We start from the raw sequence: 14,368 nt of genomic DNA on the forward strand, positions 1-14,368 counted from the left end.
ACCACCAGCACAAACATCCCTTGACAACCATAGGAGCATCCCGCCGGATCGGCCGTAAGTGCGGCTGGGGATCGGGGCGGGGGTGGGTGTGGGCGTTGAGCCCCTGCTCGCTTCGCATTGCCGGGTGGCGTTTGTGTCGTCTGGCTTCTGGTTTCGCAAGGCACGGTTGGCTGGCCGCCGCTAGCAGGTTCGGCGTCAGCTCGTCCGTCGTCGGGCCTATCACCTGCCCGGCGCGAGGTGGCTCCGCCGCTCGGCTGGCCACTGTCTCCTGGCTTCTCCCAGCTCGTCCGCCCGCAGCCTCGCCCGCTCGCGACCCCGCCGCTCGCCCGCTCGCGACCCGGCCTCTCGCCGCTCGCCCGCCCGCAGCCCCGCCGCTCGCAGCCGCGCCTCCCGCCGAGCCACGCCCCGGCCTACCGCCCTCCCGCTTCCCTGGCCGTGCGCTCCAGGCGCTCCCGGTACTCCGCCCACCACGTGGCATCCCCTGGGGCGAGGTTGTCCACTTCCTGACGGAGGCCTGCTGCGCCGTCGATCAGCTCGCGGACGATGTCGGCGTGGCCGGCGTGCCTGTGGGCCTCCGTCGCGACGTGGACGAGGATCCGGTGCAGCGTCGGCTCCCGGCGGTCTTCCGGCCACCACGGGACGAGGCCCTTCGCGTCCAGCGGCAGCTCCGCGATCGTCGCGTCGGCGTGTTTCCAGACCCGCTGGTACAGGCCGATGATCTCCTCCCGCGACTCCTCCGCCGTCGCCCACATGTCGGCGTTCGGCTCGGCCTCCTCACTCGCCCACGGCAGCGGCTCCGGGAACGGACGACCGAAAACGAACCCGAAGTACCCCGACTCGACCCCCGCCAGGTGCTTCACCAGGCCCAGCAGGTTGGTGCCCGTCGGCGTCATCGGGCGGCGGACGTCGTACTCCGACAGCCCATCGAGCTTCCACAGCACCACATCCCTGGCGCTCTGCAGGTAGCGGTGAAGTACATCCTTCTCGGCGGAATCCAGCATGCGAGCATCCTCGCACCCGCCACCGACAATTCTCAGTCCTTGCCGCTGCCCCCGCCGGGACTGGGCTGCAGCTGCATGATCACGACCCGGTCGTCACTCGACACCGGCCTGCCGCCGTCCTTGTTGACCGTCCCCACGAACGCGTACTGCGTGTCCAGCGGATCCATCCCGCCGTACCGCCCGTACCCCGTCCCGTTCTTGCCGTCCATGATCGGCTTCGGCTGGCCGCCCACGGAACCGTCCAGCGTGATCGGCAGCTGCTGGACGTTGCCCGCCAGCGAAGTGCCGATCATCAGCGAGTCGCCCCCGTCCGCGCAGCCCGACAGGCCCGGCTTCTCCGGCCACGTCCACGCCGGCACCGACAACGAGATGCCCGCCCCCACGCGGTACAGGATGTCCGCCGCATCGCCGTGGTCCGTCACCCAGATGCGGGTCCCGTCCGCCGACTTGCACAGCCCGCCGGGGGAACGCAGCCCGCTCGCGTACACCCGCGAGCCCGGCGTCGGGTTGCCCGCCGCCGCGTTGCCGGACGTGTCGATGCGCAGGACCTTGCCCGCGAGGGAGTTCGGGTCCGCCCCGGCCGACGGGTTGCCCGCGTCACCGGTCGCGACGAGGAGGGCGCCCTTGCCGTCCGTCGACAACGCGCCCCGGTTCCCCGTCGCGCCCTTCGGGATGCCCGTCAGGATCGGCTTCGGCTGCTGGCCCTTCGTGAACCGGACGACGCGGTTGTCCGTCGCCGTGGTGATGTAGGCGAAGACCAGCTGGTCCTCGGAGTACGTGGGCGACAGCGCCAGCCCCGTCAGCCCGCCGTCACCGGTGGGCTGCACGTCCAGGTCGATCAGGTCGACGGCCGGGGCCCCGCCCGTCACCTGCAGCACCCGCCCGCTCTTGCGCTCCCCGGCGAGCGCGCTCGGCGCCGACCCGGTGTTCGGCAGCGCCGCGACCGCGGACACCGTGTCCAGGCACGTCGCGATCACCGCCTTGTCGAAGTCGGTGCAGCCCTGCGGCGGGGGGATGGGCGTCGGCGCCGCGCTCGGCCTGCTGCCGCCGTCGGCGTCGGAGCTGCCGTCGATCTCCGGCAGCTGCGGCTGCGGCCCCGCGGGCGCGGTCAGCTGCGGGGCGGGCTCGAACGTCTGGCCCGCGGCCCTGTCGTCGAAGCTCGCGCAGCCCGCCAGCACGACCCCGCAGGCCGCGACCAGCCACGGAGCCCGTCCCCACCGAATGCGCATAGAACTCAAGCCTAGGCGGGGCACCGTGAGTCACCCGTAAGCGCCCGGTTCCCGACGAACATCGAATACGGAAAGTATTCACTCGAACGGGGGTAGTGCTCTACTCTGCGCGGCGTGACTTCCTCCAGGGATGACTACGGCCGCCAGAACCTGTTCCAGGATTCCGGTTACTTCGAGGCCGCCGACGAGGGCACGACGCTGTCCCAGCCCGAGGACCGGCTCGGCGACGAGGACGACCGGTCGCCGCAGTGGCACGGCGGGCTGAGCTTCGGGCTGCTGGTCCTGCGGCTCGTCCTGGGCGGCACGCTGGGGGCACACGGGCTGCAGAAGGTGTTCGGCCTGTTCGGCGGACCCGGTATCAGCGAGCTCTCCCGCATCCTCGGCGACCAGGGGTACACGAGCCAGACGACGCTGCTGTCCTGGCTCGGCGGCGTCACCGAGATCGCGGGCGGCGCGCTGCTGGTCCTCGGCCTGTTCACGCCCGCCGCGGCGGCCGCGCTGCTCGCCGTCACGGCGAACGCCGTCTACCTGCAGTACCGCGAGGGCTTCTTCCTCGGCGACGGCAGCGGGTTCGAGTACCACCTCGTGCTGGCGGGGATCGCGTTCGCGTTGCTGTTCACCGGCCCCGGCGGGATCTCGGTGGACACGAACACGCCGTGGCGCCGTCGCCCGGTGCCGTTCGGGATCGCTGGGCTCGTGCTCGCCGCGGCCGCCGTCGTGGCCGTGACGTTCGTGTTCCGCCGCTGACCGGGGCGGGCCCGGCCAGCGGCGGACGACATCAGCGGTTGACGTCGCGGACGGCGCCGGTGTCGGCCGACGTCGCCATGCGGGCGTAGGCGCGCAGCGCGGCCGTGATGGGCCGCTGCCGGTCCTTCGGCTGCCACGGCCGCTCGCTCGCCTCCATCTTCGCGCGGCGCTCGGCCAGCACCTCGTCGTCGACGAGCAGCTCCAGCTTGCGCTCGTGCACGTCGATGACGATCCGGTCGCCGTTCTCGACCAGGCCGATCACGCCGCCCGAAGCGGCCTCCGGCGAGATGTGGCCGACCGAGATGCCCGACGAGCCACCGGAGAACCGGCCGTCGGTGATCAGCGCGCACTTCTTGCCGAGGCCCGAGCCCTTGAGGAACGCCGTCGGGTGCAGCATCTCCTGCATCCCCGGACCGCCCGCGGGACCCTCGTACCGGATCACGAGCACCTCACCGGGCTGGATCTTCTTGCCGAGGATCGCCGACACGGCCTCCTCCTGGCTCTCCAGCACGTGCGCCGGGCCCTCGAAGTGCCACAGCGACTCGTCGATGCCCGCGGCCTTGATCACGGCGCCGTTCTCCGCGAGGTTGCCCCGCAGGATCGCCAGCCCGCCGTCCTTCGTGTACGCGTGCTCGATGTCGCGGATGCAGCCGTTCGCGGCGTCGGTGTCCAAGGAGGACCAGCGGTTCTCCGTCGAGAACGCCTGCGTGGTGCGGACCCCGCCCGGTGCGGCGTGGAACAGCTCGACGGCCTCCGGCGACGGGTTCTCGGCGCGGATGTCCCACTTCTCCAGCCACTCCTTCAGCGAGGGGGAGTGCACCGAGTGGACCTCGGTGTTCAGCAGCCCGCCGCGGTACAGCTCGCCGAGGATCGCGGGGATGCCGCCGGCGCGGTGCACGTCCTCCATGTGGTAGTCGGAGTTCGGCGCGACCTTGGACAGGCACGGCACGCGGCGGCCGATCTCGTCGATGTCCGAGATCGTGAAGTCGACCTCGCCCTCCTGCGCGGCGGCGAGGATGTGCAGCACCGTGTTGGTGGAGCCGCCCATCGCCATGTCGAGCGCCATCGCGTTCTCGAACGCCGCCTTCGTGGCGATCGAGCGCGGCAGCACGCTCTCGTCGTCCTGCTCGTACCAGCGCTTCGCCAGCTCGACGACCGTGCGGCCGGCACCGGAGAACAGCGCGCGGCGCGCGGCGTGCGTTGCGAGCGTGGAACCGTTGCCCGGCAGCGACAGGCCCAGCGCCTCGGTGAGGCAGTTCATCGAGTTCGCGGTGAACATGCCCGAGCACGAACCGCACGTGGGGCACGCGGAGCGCTCCACAATGGACAGCCCATCCTCGTCGACCTCGGGGCTCGCCGAGGCGGAGATCGCGGTGATCAGGTCGGTGGGCGCCTGGGCGACCCCGCCGACGACGACCGCCTTGCCGGCCTCCATCGGGCCGCCGGAGACGAACACCGTCGGGATGTTCAGCCGCATCGCGGCGTTGAGCATGCCCGGCGTGATCTTGTCGCAGTTGGAGATGCACACCAGCGCGTCGGCCTGGTGCGCGTTGACCATGTACTCCACCGAGTCCGCGATGATCTCGCGCGAGGGCAGCGAGTAGAGCATGCCGCTGTGCCCCATCGCGATCCCGTCGTCCACCGCGATCGTGTGGAACTCGCGCGCCACGCCGCCGGCCTCGCGGACCGCCTCGGCCACGATCTCGCCGAGGTCCTTGAGGTGCACGTGACCCGGCACGAACTGGGTGTAGGAGTTGGCGATCGCCACGATCGGCTTGCCGAAGTCGCTGTCGGTCATGCCGGTGGCCCGCCACAGGGAACGGGCGCCCGCGGCGTTGCGGCCGTGGGTGGTGGTTCGGGAGCGCAGAGCAGGCATACCCCGAGGTTACGCCCGTGGTGATCACGGCAGGCAGGGCGGCGGCCCATTGCCGGGGATTTCCGGCGGAAGTGTGACCGGAATGTGGGAAACCGCAGTTCAGCGCACTTCCGCCGGCGCGGGGAATCGGCGTAACCGGGCGCACCGCGGCGCGATACGCAGCGGAAATACGGCCTTGGCAGCTTTCGCTCAACCTGAGCGAAGGGATCGGAAATGGGCCTCGCTGACAACCCGCAAATGGAGGACTACTCCCTGCGGTACACCCCGGCGGCGTTCCGGAAGTGGTCGCCGTGGATGGTGTTCCTGTCCTGCCTCGTCGGCATTTCCGCGATGGCGGGCTACGCGCTGGACGCCGCGTTCGTGGACGCCTTCGGGTTCTCGAACGCGCTCGTCGGCTTCCTCGTCGCCGCCGCGGTGACGTTGCCGCTCACGCTGGTGATCGCGTTCGCCATCGCCCGCAAGCACGTCGACATCGACCTGCTCACCCGCGGCTCCGGCTTCGGCTACCTCGGCTCGACGCTGACGTCGCTGGTGTACGCCACGTACACGCTGATCTTCCTGGCGTACGAGGGCGCGATCATGGCGCAGGCGGTGACCGCGCTGACGCACCTGGACATCCACCTGTCCTACGTCGTGGTGTCCGCGGTGATGATCCCGCTGACGCTGTACGGGATGTCGTTCAGCGCCAAGTTCCAGGCGTGGACGTGGCCGATCTGGATCGCGTTGATCGGGCTGGCGCTGGGCACGGCGGCGACGGCACCGGACGCCGGGCACAACATGGTGCACCCCGCGACGGTCTCGCCCGCCGGGATGGCCGGGCTGACCGTGCTCGCCGTGTTCACGATCGCCGCCGCGCAACTGTCCCTCGCCACGCAGGTGGGGGAGCAGGGCGACTACCTGCGGCTGATGCCCGACCCGACCGCGCGCAACCGCGGCCGCTGGCGGCTCGCGGTGATCATGGGCGGCCCCGGGTTCGCCCTGTTCGCGGTGGGCATCTTCTTCGCCTCGACGCTGCTGGTCGGCTACGCCTCGACGAAGGTCGACGCGGCGCACGTCGGCATCCCGGTGGACCTGTTCACGACGGTCTACGAGCGGCTGACCGGCAACCACACGGTCGCGCTGGTGCTCGCCGGGCTCCTCGTGCTGCTGTCCCAGATCAAGATCAACATCATGAACACCTACTCGGGTTCGCTGTCCTGGTCGAACTTCTTCTCCCGGCTGCTGCACCGCCACCCCGGCCGCGCCGCGTGGGTGTTCCTGCAGGTCGGGCTGTCGCTGGTGCTGATGGAGATCGACATCTTCAACCACATCGTCGAGGTGCTCGCCTGGTACTCCAACGTCGGCGTCGCGTGGATCGGCGCGATGGTCGCGGATCTGGTGATCAACAAGAGGTGGCTCAAGCTGGCGCCGCCGGAGCTGGTGTTCCACCGCGCGCACCTCTACCACGTCAACCCCGTCGGCTTCGGGTCGATGATCGTCGCGGGTGCGGTCTCGATGGTCGCCTACTACGGCGCGTTCGGGGCCACCGCCGCCGCGTTGTCGCCGTTCATCGCGCTGGCGCTGGCGATCGTGCTGCCGCCGGTCGTCGCGCTGGCCACGCGCGGCCGCTGGTACATCGCGCGGCTCTCGGAGCTGCCGGAGAACGACGGCGAGCTGCCGTGCTCGGTGTGCGGCGGTGACTACGACGTGGTCGACATGGCGACCTGCCCGCACCACGGCGGCACCATCTGCTCGCTCTGCTGCTCCACCGAAGGCGCCTGCCACGACGCCTGCAAGCCCAACGCCTGGCGGCCGCCCAAGGGCGCGGTCCCGCTCGGCATGCCGAAGTTCGCCCCTGTCGCGGAAAAGGAACTGGAGGTCGCGTGATGAAGGCCATGATCGTTGTCGACATGCAGAACGGGTTCTGCGTCCCGGAGGGCTCGCTGCCGCAGCTGGGCATGAGCCTGGCCGGGGTGGAGGAGGCGGTCGCGAACGCCGCCGTCGCCGTGGAAGCCGCCCGTGCGCAGGGGATGCCGGTGGTGTTCACGCGGCACGTCTACCGGCCCGGCTTCGCGGACGAGGGGCCGTGGCTGACCGGCCGCAGCCCGGATCTGGCGGCCGTCGGCGGGCTGCTCGCGGGCAGCTGGGACGGCGACGTCGTGGACGCGCTGGGCCGCCGCGAGGACGACCTCGTGGTCGACAAGTGCCGTCTCGACGCGTTCCAGTGGACCTCGCTCGAACCGCTGCTGCGGGGGCTGGGGGCCACGGAACTGGTGGTGTGCGGGGTGGTCACGAACTTCTGCGTCGAGTCGACCGTGCGCTCGGCGATCATGCGGGACTTCTCCGTGACGCTGCTGGAGGACTGCTGCGCCGCGCAGACCCCGCGGCTGCACGAGATCGGCGTCGAGGTGATGCGGGACTGCGGTTTCGCGACCGTCACCACCGCCGCCGAGTTCGCGAAGGTCCCGGTCGCCGCATGATCACGTGTAACAGCGAGGTCATCCACCGGAGACCGGTGGGCAATGGGATGTACTTACCGTCCCGGAGGATGAAACCCGTATCGCAGCAGCAGCGGGTACACGACGTGCGCCGCCTGCGGGACATGCTCCGAGCCGCCGTGCAGGGCGGCTCCTACCCGGACGGCCAGCTGCCCAGCGAGGCCGAGCTGATGGCGTCGCACCAGGCGTCGCGCGCCACGGTGCGCCAGGCGCTCGCCCTGCTGCGCGCGGAGGGGCTCATCGAACGCACACAGGGCGTCGGCACGCACGTCGTGCTCAACACCGTGGCGACGCCATTGCCGGAGGCGCACGGCGTGATCAAGCCGTCCAGGGAAAGCCTGTGGAACCAGCGGATGCGGCCGCGGGAGCTCGACCGGTCGGTCGTGCCCGCGCCGCACACGGTCGCCGAGCGGCTCGGGGTCGCTCCTGGCACCCCGTGCCTGCGCCTGGAGTACGTGGCGCTGCACCACGAGGAACCCGTCGCCGTCGCCACGAACTACGTGCTGTTCCCCGAGGCCGGGCGGCTGCGGGACACGCCGTTCGTGTCCGACTGGTACCGGCTGCTCGACGACGCCGGGGTCCGGCTGTCGGAGTCGGAGTTCGTCTTCGACTGCGAACTCGCCGACGCGCCGCTGGCGTCCGTGCTCGGCATCCGCGAGGGCGCCCCGCTGATCTCGATGGAACAGCTCATCTACGACCCGGCAGGCCGCCCTTTCGACCTGGCCTTCATCCACACCCGCGGCGAACGCTTCCGGTTCGTCTCGCGCGGCACCAAGGAGACCCGATGACCCCCAAGACCCTCACCGACGCCGCCGCGGCCCTGCGCGACGGCACCGTCACCTCCGTCGAACTGACCCAGGCCGCGATCGCCGCGGCCGACGCCCACGACGCGACCGTCGGCACCTACCTCGCCCGGTTCGACGAGTACGCGCTGGAGCGCGCGGCGGCCGCCGACGCCGAGCTGGCGAGTGGGCTCGACCGCGGCCCGCTGCACGGGATCCCCTTCGGCGTCAAGGACATCCTCGCGATGGCCGAAGGCCCGACGACGGCGCAAAGCCTCGTGCTCGACCGCAGCTGGGGCGCGGGCAAGGACGCGCCGACCGTCGCCCGCGTCAAGGCGGCCGGCGCGGTGATCACCGGCAAGACCACGACGATGGAGTTCGCGTGCGGCATGCCCGACGCGACGAAGCCGTTCCCCATCCCGCGCAACCCGTGGGACCCCGACACGTGGCCCGGCGGCTCCAGCTCGGGCACCGGCAGCGGGGTCGCGGCGGGGATGTTCCTCGCCGGCCTGGGCACCGACACCGCGGGCAGCATCCGCATCCCGGCGGCGTTCTGCGGCGTGAGCGGGCTGATGCCGACGTTCGGCCGCGTGCCGAAGTCGGGCTGCGTGCCGCTGGGCTACAGCCTCGACCACATCGGCCCGCTGGCCCGCAGCGCCCGCGACTGCGCCGCGGTGCTCGAAGTGCTCGCCGGCCTGCACGAGAGCGACCCGGACTGCGTGGACGCGCCGTTCACCGCGCCGGAGTTCACCGGTGACCTGACGGGCCTGCGCATCGGTGTCGTGCGCGAGCACCACTTCCCGGAGCACAGCGATCCGGCGCTGGCGAGCACGTTCGACGCCGCGATCGCCGTGCTCGCCGAGCAGGGGGCGACGCTGGTCGAGGTCACGCTGCCGTACTGGCAGGAGATGATCACCGCGGACATGATCACGATGGGCTGCGAGGCGCTGGCCTACCACCGCACGGACCTCACCGGCCGCTGGGAGGACTACTTCGTCGCCACGCGGGCGATGATGGCGATCGGCGCGATGGTGTCGGGCGCGGACTACGTGCAGGCGCAACGGGTCCGCCGCGTCGCGCAGGACGCCGTGGGCAGGCTGTTCGAGACCGTCGACGTGATCGCGTGCCCCACCGCGTCGGTCGGCGCGCCGAAGTTCGAGGACCTCACCGGACCGGACGGGCAGACGGACGTCGGCGCGTTGTTCTCGCTGATCCACACGCCGTACTGGGACACCGTGGGCAACCCGGTGCTCGCCGTGCCGATGGGTTTCACCGCCGCCGGGCTGCCGCTTTCGCTGCAGCTGGCCGGTCCCGCGTTCGGCGAGGCCGCGATCCTGCGCGCCGGGGACGCCTTCCAGCAGAGCACCGACTGGCACCTGCGGGTGCCCGAACCCGCCGTCCGCGCCGCCGCCTGAGAGGACAAGCCATGACCGAGGTGCTGAAGAACCTGCTCGCCGCCGCCCAGCTGCCCGCCTCCGAGGCGGAAACGGCGGCCTACGTGTCGGCGTACGAAATGCACCGGGCGGCGGTCGACGCGCTCTACGCCGTACCCGCCGCCCGTTACGTGGACCCCGCGCTGCGCTTCCGCGCCGCGGGGCGGATCGAGGACTGGGCTACTCCTGCTCCTGCTCCGCGGGGGTGACGACCTCTTCGACGATGCCCGCCGGGTCCTTGAGCCGTCCGTTGGACACCAGGGCCAGCACGGGCAGGTGACGCGTGCGCACCGACGGCAGCGGGATCGTGCTGTCGTCGGTGAGCACCGCGCTCACCTTGGCCTTCTTCGAGATCGACAGGCCCTTCAACGCCTCCCACGGCAGCTCGCGGCGGCCGAACACGGTGCGCACCGTCAGCCCCTGCGGCGTCGCCACCGTCTTCATCCGCACGATGTAGACGATCATCCCCAGCGGGATCACGTACAGCGCCCACAGTCCGGGAACGTCCGCGAACGCCGTCGGCGCCAGGCACACCATCAGGCCGAAGACGGCGAGCAGGGCGATCAGCGGGACGCGGAACGTCGCCTTCCGGCGCTTGACCGGCTGGGGCGGGTCGGCTGTTTCGGACACCCCGAAATGGTGCACCGCCGCCGCTGCCTGCGGGAAAGCAGGGCCTCCAACGGTAGGAGTGCCCAGTATCCGGGATCACGATCCCGCACAGTTGACACTGCTCGCGGCGACCCGTTAACGTCACTGGCGTGATCCCGCAGACCGGTCTTGTACTTCCCGAGCGCGTCGACGCTTAGGGAACAGCCGCTGCGTCGACGCGCGACCCTCGTGCGACCAACCCTGGTCGGCGGGGGTTTTTTGTTGCCCGACGACGATTACCCGAACGAGTGACAGCACCGACGAGACCCACGAGGCAGAACTGATGACTAGCGCCACCTCGCGATCGGAAGCGAAAGCCGGCCCGAGCCCGGCCTCGCCCGCCCAGCTCGGGGCCCGCCCCAAGCCCACCCCGCCCGCCGGCACCCCGGTACGGGTCACGGGTGCGCAGTCGCTCGTCCGGTCGCTCGAGGCGGTCGGCGCCGAGGTCGTGTTCGGCATTCCCGGTGGCACCATCCTGCCCGCCTACGACCCGCTGCTCGACTCGACGAAGGTGCGCCACGTCCTCGTCCGCCACGAGCAGGGCGCGGGGCACGCGGCGACCGGGTACGCGCAGGCGACCGGCAAGGTCGGTGTCTGCATGGCCACCTCCGGCCCCGGCGCCACGAACCTGGTGACCCCGCTGGCCGACGCGAACATGGACTCCGTGCCGGTCGTCGCGATCACCGGGCAGCAGACCCGCCCGCTGATCGGCACGGACGCCTTCCAGGAAGCCGACATCTGCGGCATCACGATGCCGATCACCAAGCACAACTTCCTCGTCAAGGACCCGGCGGACATCCCGAGGGTCATCGCCGAGGCGTTCCACCTGGCCTCCACCGGGCGGCCCGGTCCCGTGCTCGTCGACATCCCGAAGGACGTCCTGCAGGAGCAGACGTCGTTCTCGTGGCCGCCGGAGATGCACCTGCCGGGCTACCGGCCGACGCTGCGCCCGCACGGCAAGCAGGTCCGCGAGGCGGCGCGGCTCATCGCGCAGGCCCGCCGCCCGGTGCTCTACGTCGGCGGTGGCGTGATCAAGGCCGGTGCGTCGGCGGAGCTGCTGCGGCTGGCCGAGCTGACCGGCATCCCCGTGGTGACCACGCTGATGGCGCGCGGCGCGTTCCCCGACTCGCACCGGCAGCACCTGGGCATGCCCGGGATGCACGGTTCGGTCGCGGCCGTCGCGGCGATGCAGCGCGCGGACCTGCTGGTGGCGCTGGGCGCCCGGTTCGACGACCGCGTCACCGGCCGGATGGACTCCTTCGCGCCGGACGCGAAGGTCGTGCACGCCGACATCGACCCGGCCGAGATCTCCAAGAACCGCAAGGCGGACGTGCCGATCGTCGGGGACTGCAAGGAGATCATCGGCGACCTGATCGACGCGGTGCGGGCCGAGACCGAGCGCGTCGGCGAGCCGGACCTCGCGGCGTGGTGGACCCAGGTCGACTCGTGGCGTGAGACGTTCCCCATCGGCTACGAGTGGCCCGCCGACGGCACGCTGTCGCCGCAGTACGTGATCGAGCGCATCGGGGAGATCGTCGGTCCCGACGCGGTGTACGCGGCGGGCGTCGGCCAGCACCAGATGTGGGCCGCGCAGTTCGTCAAGTACGAGAACCCGCGCACGTGGATCAACTCCGGCGGCCTCGGCACGATGGGCTTCGCCGTGCCCGCCGCGATGGGCGCCAAGTTCGGCCTGCCGGACAAGCAGGTCTGGGCGATCGACGGCGACGGCTGCTTCCAGATGACCAACCAGGAACTGGCCACCTGCGCGCTCGAAGGGGCGCCGATCAAGGTCGCCGTGATCAACAACGGCAACCTCGGCATGATCCGCCAGTGGCAGACGCTGTTCTACTCCGAGCGGTACTCCAACAGCGACCTCGGTACGCACAAGCACCGCATCCCCGACTTCACCCTGCTGGCGGAGGCGCTCGGCTGCGCCGGCCTGCGGTGTGAGACGAAGGAGGAGGTCGACGCGACCATCCGCCGCGCGATGGAGATCAACGACCGCCCCGTCGTGATCGATTTCGTGGTGGGGAAGGATGCCCAGGTGTGGCCCATGGTGGGCCCTGGCGCCAGCAACGACGAGGTCATGGCGGCGCGGGGCATCCGGCCGCTGTTCGACGACGACGAGGTGAGCGACGAGGTGACGGGCAAGTGAGCACACATACGCTCAGCGTGCTGGTGGAGAATGTGCCCGGCGTGCTCGCCAGGGTGGCCGGGCTGTTCTCGCGCCGGGGCTTCAACATCGAGTCCCTCGCCGTCGGACCCACGGAGAACCCCGAGGTGTCCCGGATGACTATCGTGGTCGCCGTTGAGGAGCTACCGCTCGAACAGGTGACCAAGCAGCTCAACAAGCTGATCAACGTCATCAAGATCGTCGAACTCGAGCCGGCCGCGTCCGTGCAGCGCGAACTGCTGCTGGTCAAGGTCAGGGCCGACGCCACCGTCCGCAGCCAGGTGCTCGAGACGGTGCAGTTGTTCCGCGCCAAGGTCGTCGACGTCTCGCCCGAGGCGCTGACCATCGAGGCCACGGGCACCGGGGACAAGCTCAGTGCCCTGCTGCGCATGCTCGAGCCCTACGGAGTGCGTGAGATCGTGCAGTCCGGCATGGTCGCGGTGGGCCGTGGCGCCCGCTCGATCACCGCGACCGCCCCCCGCTGAGCCGAAGTCAGGAAAAACCGGAAGGAAGTCAGTTCCCCTCATGTCAGTCGAAATCTTCTACGACGACGACGCCGATCTGAGCATCATCCAGGGTCGCAAGGTCGCCGTGATCGGGTACGGCAGCCAGGGCCACGCGCACGCGCTGAGCCTGCGCGACTCCGGGGTCGATGTGCGCATCGGTCTGCCGGAGGGGTCGAAGTCGCGCGCCAAGGCCGAGGAGGAGGGCCTGCGGGTGCTCACCCCGGCGGAGGCCTCCGCCGAGGCCGACGTGATCATGATCCTCGCGCCGGACACCAAGCAGCGCTTCATCTACGCCGAGGACATCGAGCCGAACCTGAAGGACGGCGACGCGATCTTCTTCGGGCACGGGTTCAACATCCACTACGACCTCATCAAGCCGCCGGCCAATGTGGACGTGGCCATGGTCGCGCCGAAGGGGCCGGGCCACCTCGTGCGCCGCCAGTTCGTGGACGGCAAGGGCGTGCCGTGCCTCATCGCGGTGCACCAGGACCCGTCGGGTGGCGCGCAGGCGCTGGCCCTGTCGTACGCGGCGGCCATCGGCGGTGCCCGTGCCGGTGTCATCAAGACCACCTTCAAGGAGGAGACCGAGACCGACCTGTTCGGTGAGCAGGTCGTGCTCTGCGGTGGCACCACCGCGCTGGTCCAGAACGGCTTCGAGGTGCTGACCGAGGCGGGCTACGCGCCGGAGATGGCGTACTTCGAGGTGCTGCACGAGCTCAAGCTGATCGTCGACCTCATGTACGAGGGCGGCATCGCCCGCATGCGGTATTCGATTTCCGACACCGCCGAGTACGGCGACCTCACCCGCGGGCCGCGCGTCATCACGCCGGCGGTGAAGGAGGAGATGCGCAAGATCCTGGGCGAGATCCAGGACGGCACGTTCGCCCGCGAATGGGTCGCCGAGGACGAGGCCGGGCGGCCGAACTTCCGCAAGCTGCAGGAGGCCGGCGAGCAGCACCCCCTGGAGGAGACGGGCCGCAAGCTGCGTGGCCTGATGTCCTGGGTGGACCGTCCGATCACCGAAACCGCCTGATCCACACCGGTTTCCGTGCCACCTTCACGGTGTTCACCCCGTGAAGGTGGCACGTCCGCTTTCCCGGGTTACCGTGTGCGCCATGAGTGATCAACACAGCAGCCCCGTCGACGACAAAGCCGGGGTGCGGCACGTGCTCGATCTGGAAACCGCGCACTGGCAACGGGCCGAACCGGCCGGGGAGACCATCCCGGACGCGATCGAGTTCGCGTTCGTGCCCCACAGCGACGGCCTGACCTACACCGCGTTGCGTTCGTCCACCGAACCGGACGGGACCGTCCTCGTCTTCACTCCGTCCGAATGGGACGCCTTCGTCGCGGGCGTGCGGGACGGGGAGTTCGACCTCCCCGCCAACTGACGCCCGCCACGCCCGGTCCCCGCCGCTTTTCGCTCTCGTTTCGCCAGGTTGCGCGCCCGTTAACAGGACTCGCCCAGGCCGCGACTAGACTCCTGGTCATCCGCC

General features: G+C 70.5%; 14 protein-coding genes. 10 read left to right on the forward strand and 4 right to left on the reverse strand.

From position 1 onward, the window contains the following. Positions 1-410: 410 nt before the first annotated feature. Together BMZ92_RS32320 and BMZ92_RS32325 are read right to left on the reverse strand one after the other, a co-directional pair. Positions 411-1,001 (reverse strand): DinB family protein, encoded by a 591-nt coding sequence (locus BMZ92_RS32320; protein WP_091515509.1) that lies wholly within the window; start codon positions 999-1,001, stop codon positions 411-413. A 32-nt stretch (positions 1,002-1,033) separates the two neighbouring features. After that, entirely contained in the window at positions 1,034-2,230 is a 1,197-nt protein-coding gene (locus tag BMZ92_RS32325) for a PQQ-dependent sugar dehydrogenase (RefSeq protein ID WP_091515511.1), read from the reverse strand. A gap of 114 nt (positions 2,231-2,344) precedes the next feature. Between BMZ92_RS32325 and BMZ92_RS32330 the strand changes: the two genes are divergently transcribed. Beyond that, positions 2,345-2,977: a DoxX family protein gene (locus BMZ92_RS32330; RefSeq protein ID WP_091515513.1), complete on the forward strand. Its 633-nt coding sequence runs from the start codon at positions 2,345-2,347 to the stop codon at positions 2,975-2,977. Between the two features lie 31 nt (positions 2,978-3,008). On the opposite strand, the gene ilvD is transcribed toward BMZ92_RS32330, so the two are convergent. Next, on the reverse strand, positions 3,009-4,853 hold the full coding sequence (gene ilvD / locus BMZ92_RS32335; protein ID WP_091515515.1) for a dihydroxy-acid dehydratase: 1,845 nt from the start codon (positions 4,851-4,853) through the stop codon (positions 3,009-3,011). Positions 4,854-5,066: 213 nt separating this feature from the next. Between ilvD and BMZ92_RS32340 the strand changes: the two genes are divergently transcribed. The 5 genes from BMZ92_RS32340 to BMZ92_RS32360 all read left to right on the forward strand — a co-directional run bounded on the left by BMZ92_RS32340 (position 5,067) and on the right by BMZ92_RS32360 (position 9,754). Next, on the forward strand, positions 5,067-6,719 hold the full coding sequence (locus BMZ92_RS32340; protein ID WP_091515518.1) for a purine-cytosine permease family protein: 1,653 nt from the start codon (positions 5,067-5,069) through the stop codon (positions 6,717-6,719). Then, on the forward strand, positions 6,719-7,312 hold the full coding sequence (locus BMZ92_RS32345; protein ID WP_091515520.1) for a cysteine hydrolase family protein: 594 nt from the start codon (positions 6,719-6,721) through the stop codon (positions 7,310-7,312). The genes BMZ92_RS32340 and BMZ92_RS32345 overlap by 1 nt, the downstream gene beginning before the upstream one ends. A gap of 68 nt (positions 7,313-7,380) precedes the next feature. Then, entirely contained in the window at positions 7,381-8,118 is a 738-nt protein-coding gene (locus BMZ92_RS32350; RefSeq protein ID WP_245783391.1) for a GntR family transcriptional regulator, read from the forward strand. Next, the gene (locus tag BMZ92_RS32355; protein WP_091515525.1) at positions 8,115-9,527 is read left to right on the forward strand and encodes an amidase; all 1,413 of its coding nucleotides are present in this window, start codon (positions 8,115-8,117) and stop codon (positions 9,525-9,527) included. Before BMZ92_RS32350 ends, BMZ92_RS32355 begins: the two co-directional genes overlap by 4 nt. Before the next feature lie 11 nt (positions 9,528-9,538). Further along, positions 9,539-9,754, forward strand: a complete 216-nt coding sequence (locus tag BMZ92_RS32360; protein ID WP_091515527.1) for a hypothetical protein — start codon at positions 9,539-9,541, stop codon at positions 9,752-9,754. Here BMZ92_RS32360 and BMZ92_RS32365 read toward each other — a convergent pair. Next, entirely contained in the window at positions 9,726-10,175 is a 450-nt protein-coding gene (locus tag BMZ92_RS32365) for a PH domain-containing protein (protein WP_245783392.1), read from the reverse strand. The two genes, BMZ92_RS32360 and BMZ92_RS32365, sit on opposite strands and share 29 nt — an antisense overlap. 301 nt (positions 10,176-10,476) lie before the next feature. Between BMZ92_RS32365 and BMZ92_RS32370 the strand changes: the two genes are divergently transcribed. The 4 genes from BMZ92_RS32370 to BMZ92_RS32385 all read left to right on the forward strand — a co-directional run bounded on the left by BMZ92_RS32370 (position 10,477) and on the right by BMZ92_RS32385 (position 14,263). Beyond that, complete coding sequence (locus BMZ92_RS32370; protein ID WP_091515530.1) at positions 10,477-12,348, forward strand: acetolactate synthase large subunit; 1,872 nt, start codon at positions 10,477-10,479, stop codon at positions 12,346-12,348. Further along, positions 12,345-12,851: an acetolactate synthase small subunit gene (ilvN, locus tag BMZ92_RS32375; protein ID WP_091515532.1), complete on the forward strand. Its 507-nt coding sequence runs from the start codon at positions 12,345-12,347 to the stop codon at positions 12,849-12,851. Before BMZ92_RS32370 ends, ilvN begins: the two co-directional genes overlap by 4 nt. 40 nt (positions 12,852-12,891) lie before the next feature. Next, entirely contained in the window at positions 12,892-13,905 is a 1,014-nt protein-coding gene (gene ilvC, locus BMZ92_RS32380; protein ID WP_091515535.1) for a ketol-acid reductoisomerase, read from the forward strand. Between the two features lie 82 nt (positions 13,906-13,987). Then, entirely contained in the window at positions 13,988-14,263 is a 276-nt protein-coding gene (locus BMZ92_RS32385) for a DUF397 domain-containing protein (protein ID WP_091515538.1), read from the forward strand. Positions 14,264-14,368 lie beyond the last annotated feature (105 nt).

The organism is Amycolatopsis sacchari (assembly GCF_900114035.1).
In the GTDB taxonomy this organism is placed as follows: Bacteria; Actinomycetota; Actinomycetes; order Mycobacteriales; family Pseudonocardiaceae; genus Amycolatopsis_E; species Amycolatopsis_E sacchari.

Coding starts and splice junctions, on each gene's coding strand:
- BMZ92_RS32355 (WP_091515525.1), top strand. CDS start 8,115: ATGACCCCCAAGACCCTCACCGACGCCGCCGCGGCCCTGCGCGACGGC.
- ilvD (WP_091515515.1), bottom strand. CDS start 4,853: ATGCCTGCTCTGCGCTCCCGAACCACCACCCACGGCCGCAACGCCGCG.
- BMZ92_RS32345 (WP_091515520.1), top strand. CDS start 6,719: ATGAAGGCCATGATCGTTGTCGACATGCAGAACGGGTTCTGCGTCCCG.
- ilvC (WP_091515535.1), top strand. CDS start 12,892: ATGTCAGTCGAAATCTTCTACGACGACGACGCCGATCTGAGCATCATC.
- BMZ92_RS32360 (WP_091515527.1), top strand. CDS start 9,539: ATGACCGAGGTGCTGAAGAACCTGCTCGCCGCCGCCCAGCTGCCCGCC.
- BMZ92_RS32350 (WP_245783391.1), top strand. CDS start 7,381: ATGAAACCCGTATCGCAGCAGCAGCGGGTACACGACGTGCGCCGCCTG.
- BMZ92_RS32370 (WP_091515530.1), top strand. CDS start 10,477: ATGACTAGCGCCACCTCGCGATCGGAAGCGAAAGCCGGCCCGAGCCCG.
- BMZ92_RS32340 (WP_091515518.1), top strand. CDS start 5,067: ATGGGCCTCGCTGACAACCCGCAAATGGAGGACTACTCCCTGCGGTAC.
- BMZ92_RS32325 (WP_091515511.1), bottom strand. CDS start 2,230: ATGCGCATTCGGTGGGGACGGGCTCCGTGGCTGGTCGCGGCCTGCGGG.
- BMZ92_RS32385 (WP_091515538.1), top strand. CDS start 13,988: ATGAGTGATCAACACAGCAGCCCCGTCGACGACAAAGCCGGGGTGCGG.
- BMZ92_RS32320 (WP_091515509.1), bottom strand. CDS start 1,001: ATGCTGGATTCCGCCGAGAAGGATGTACTTCACCGCTACCTGCAGAGC.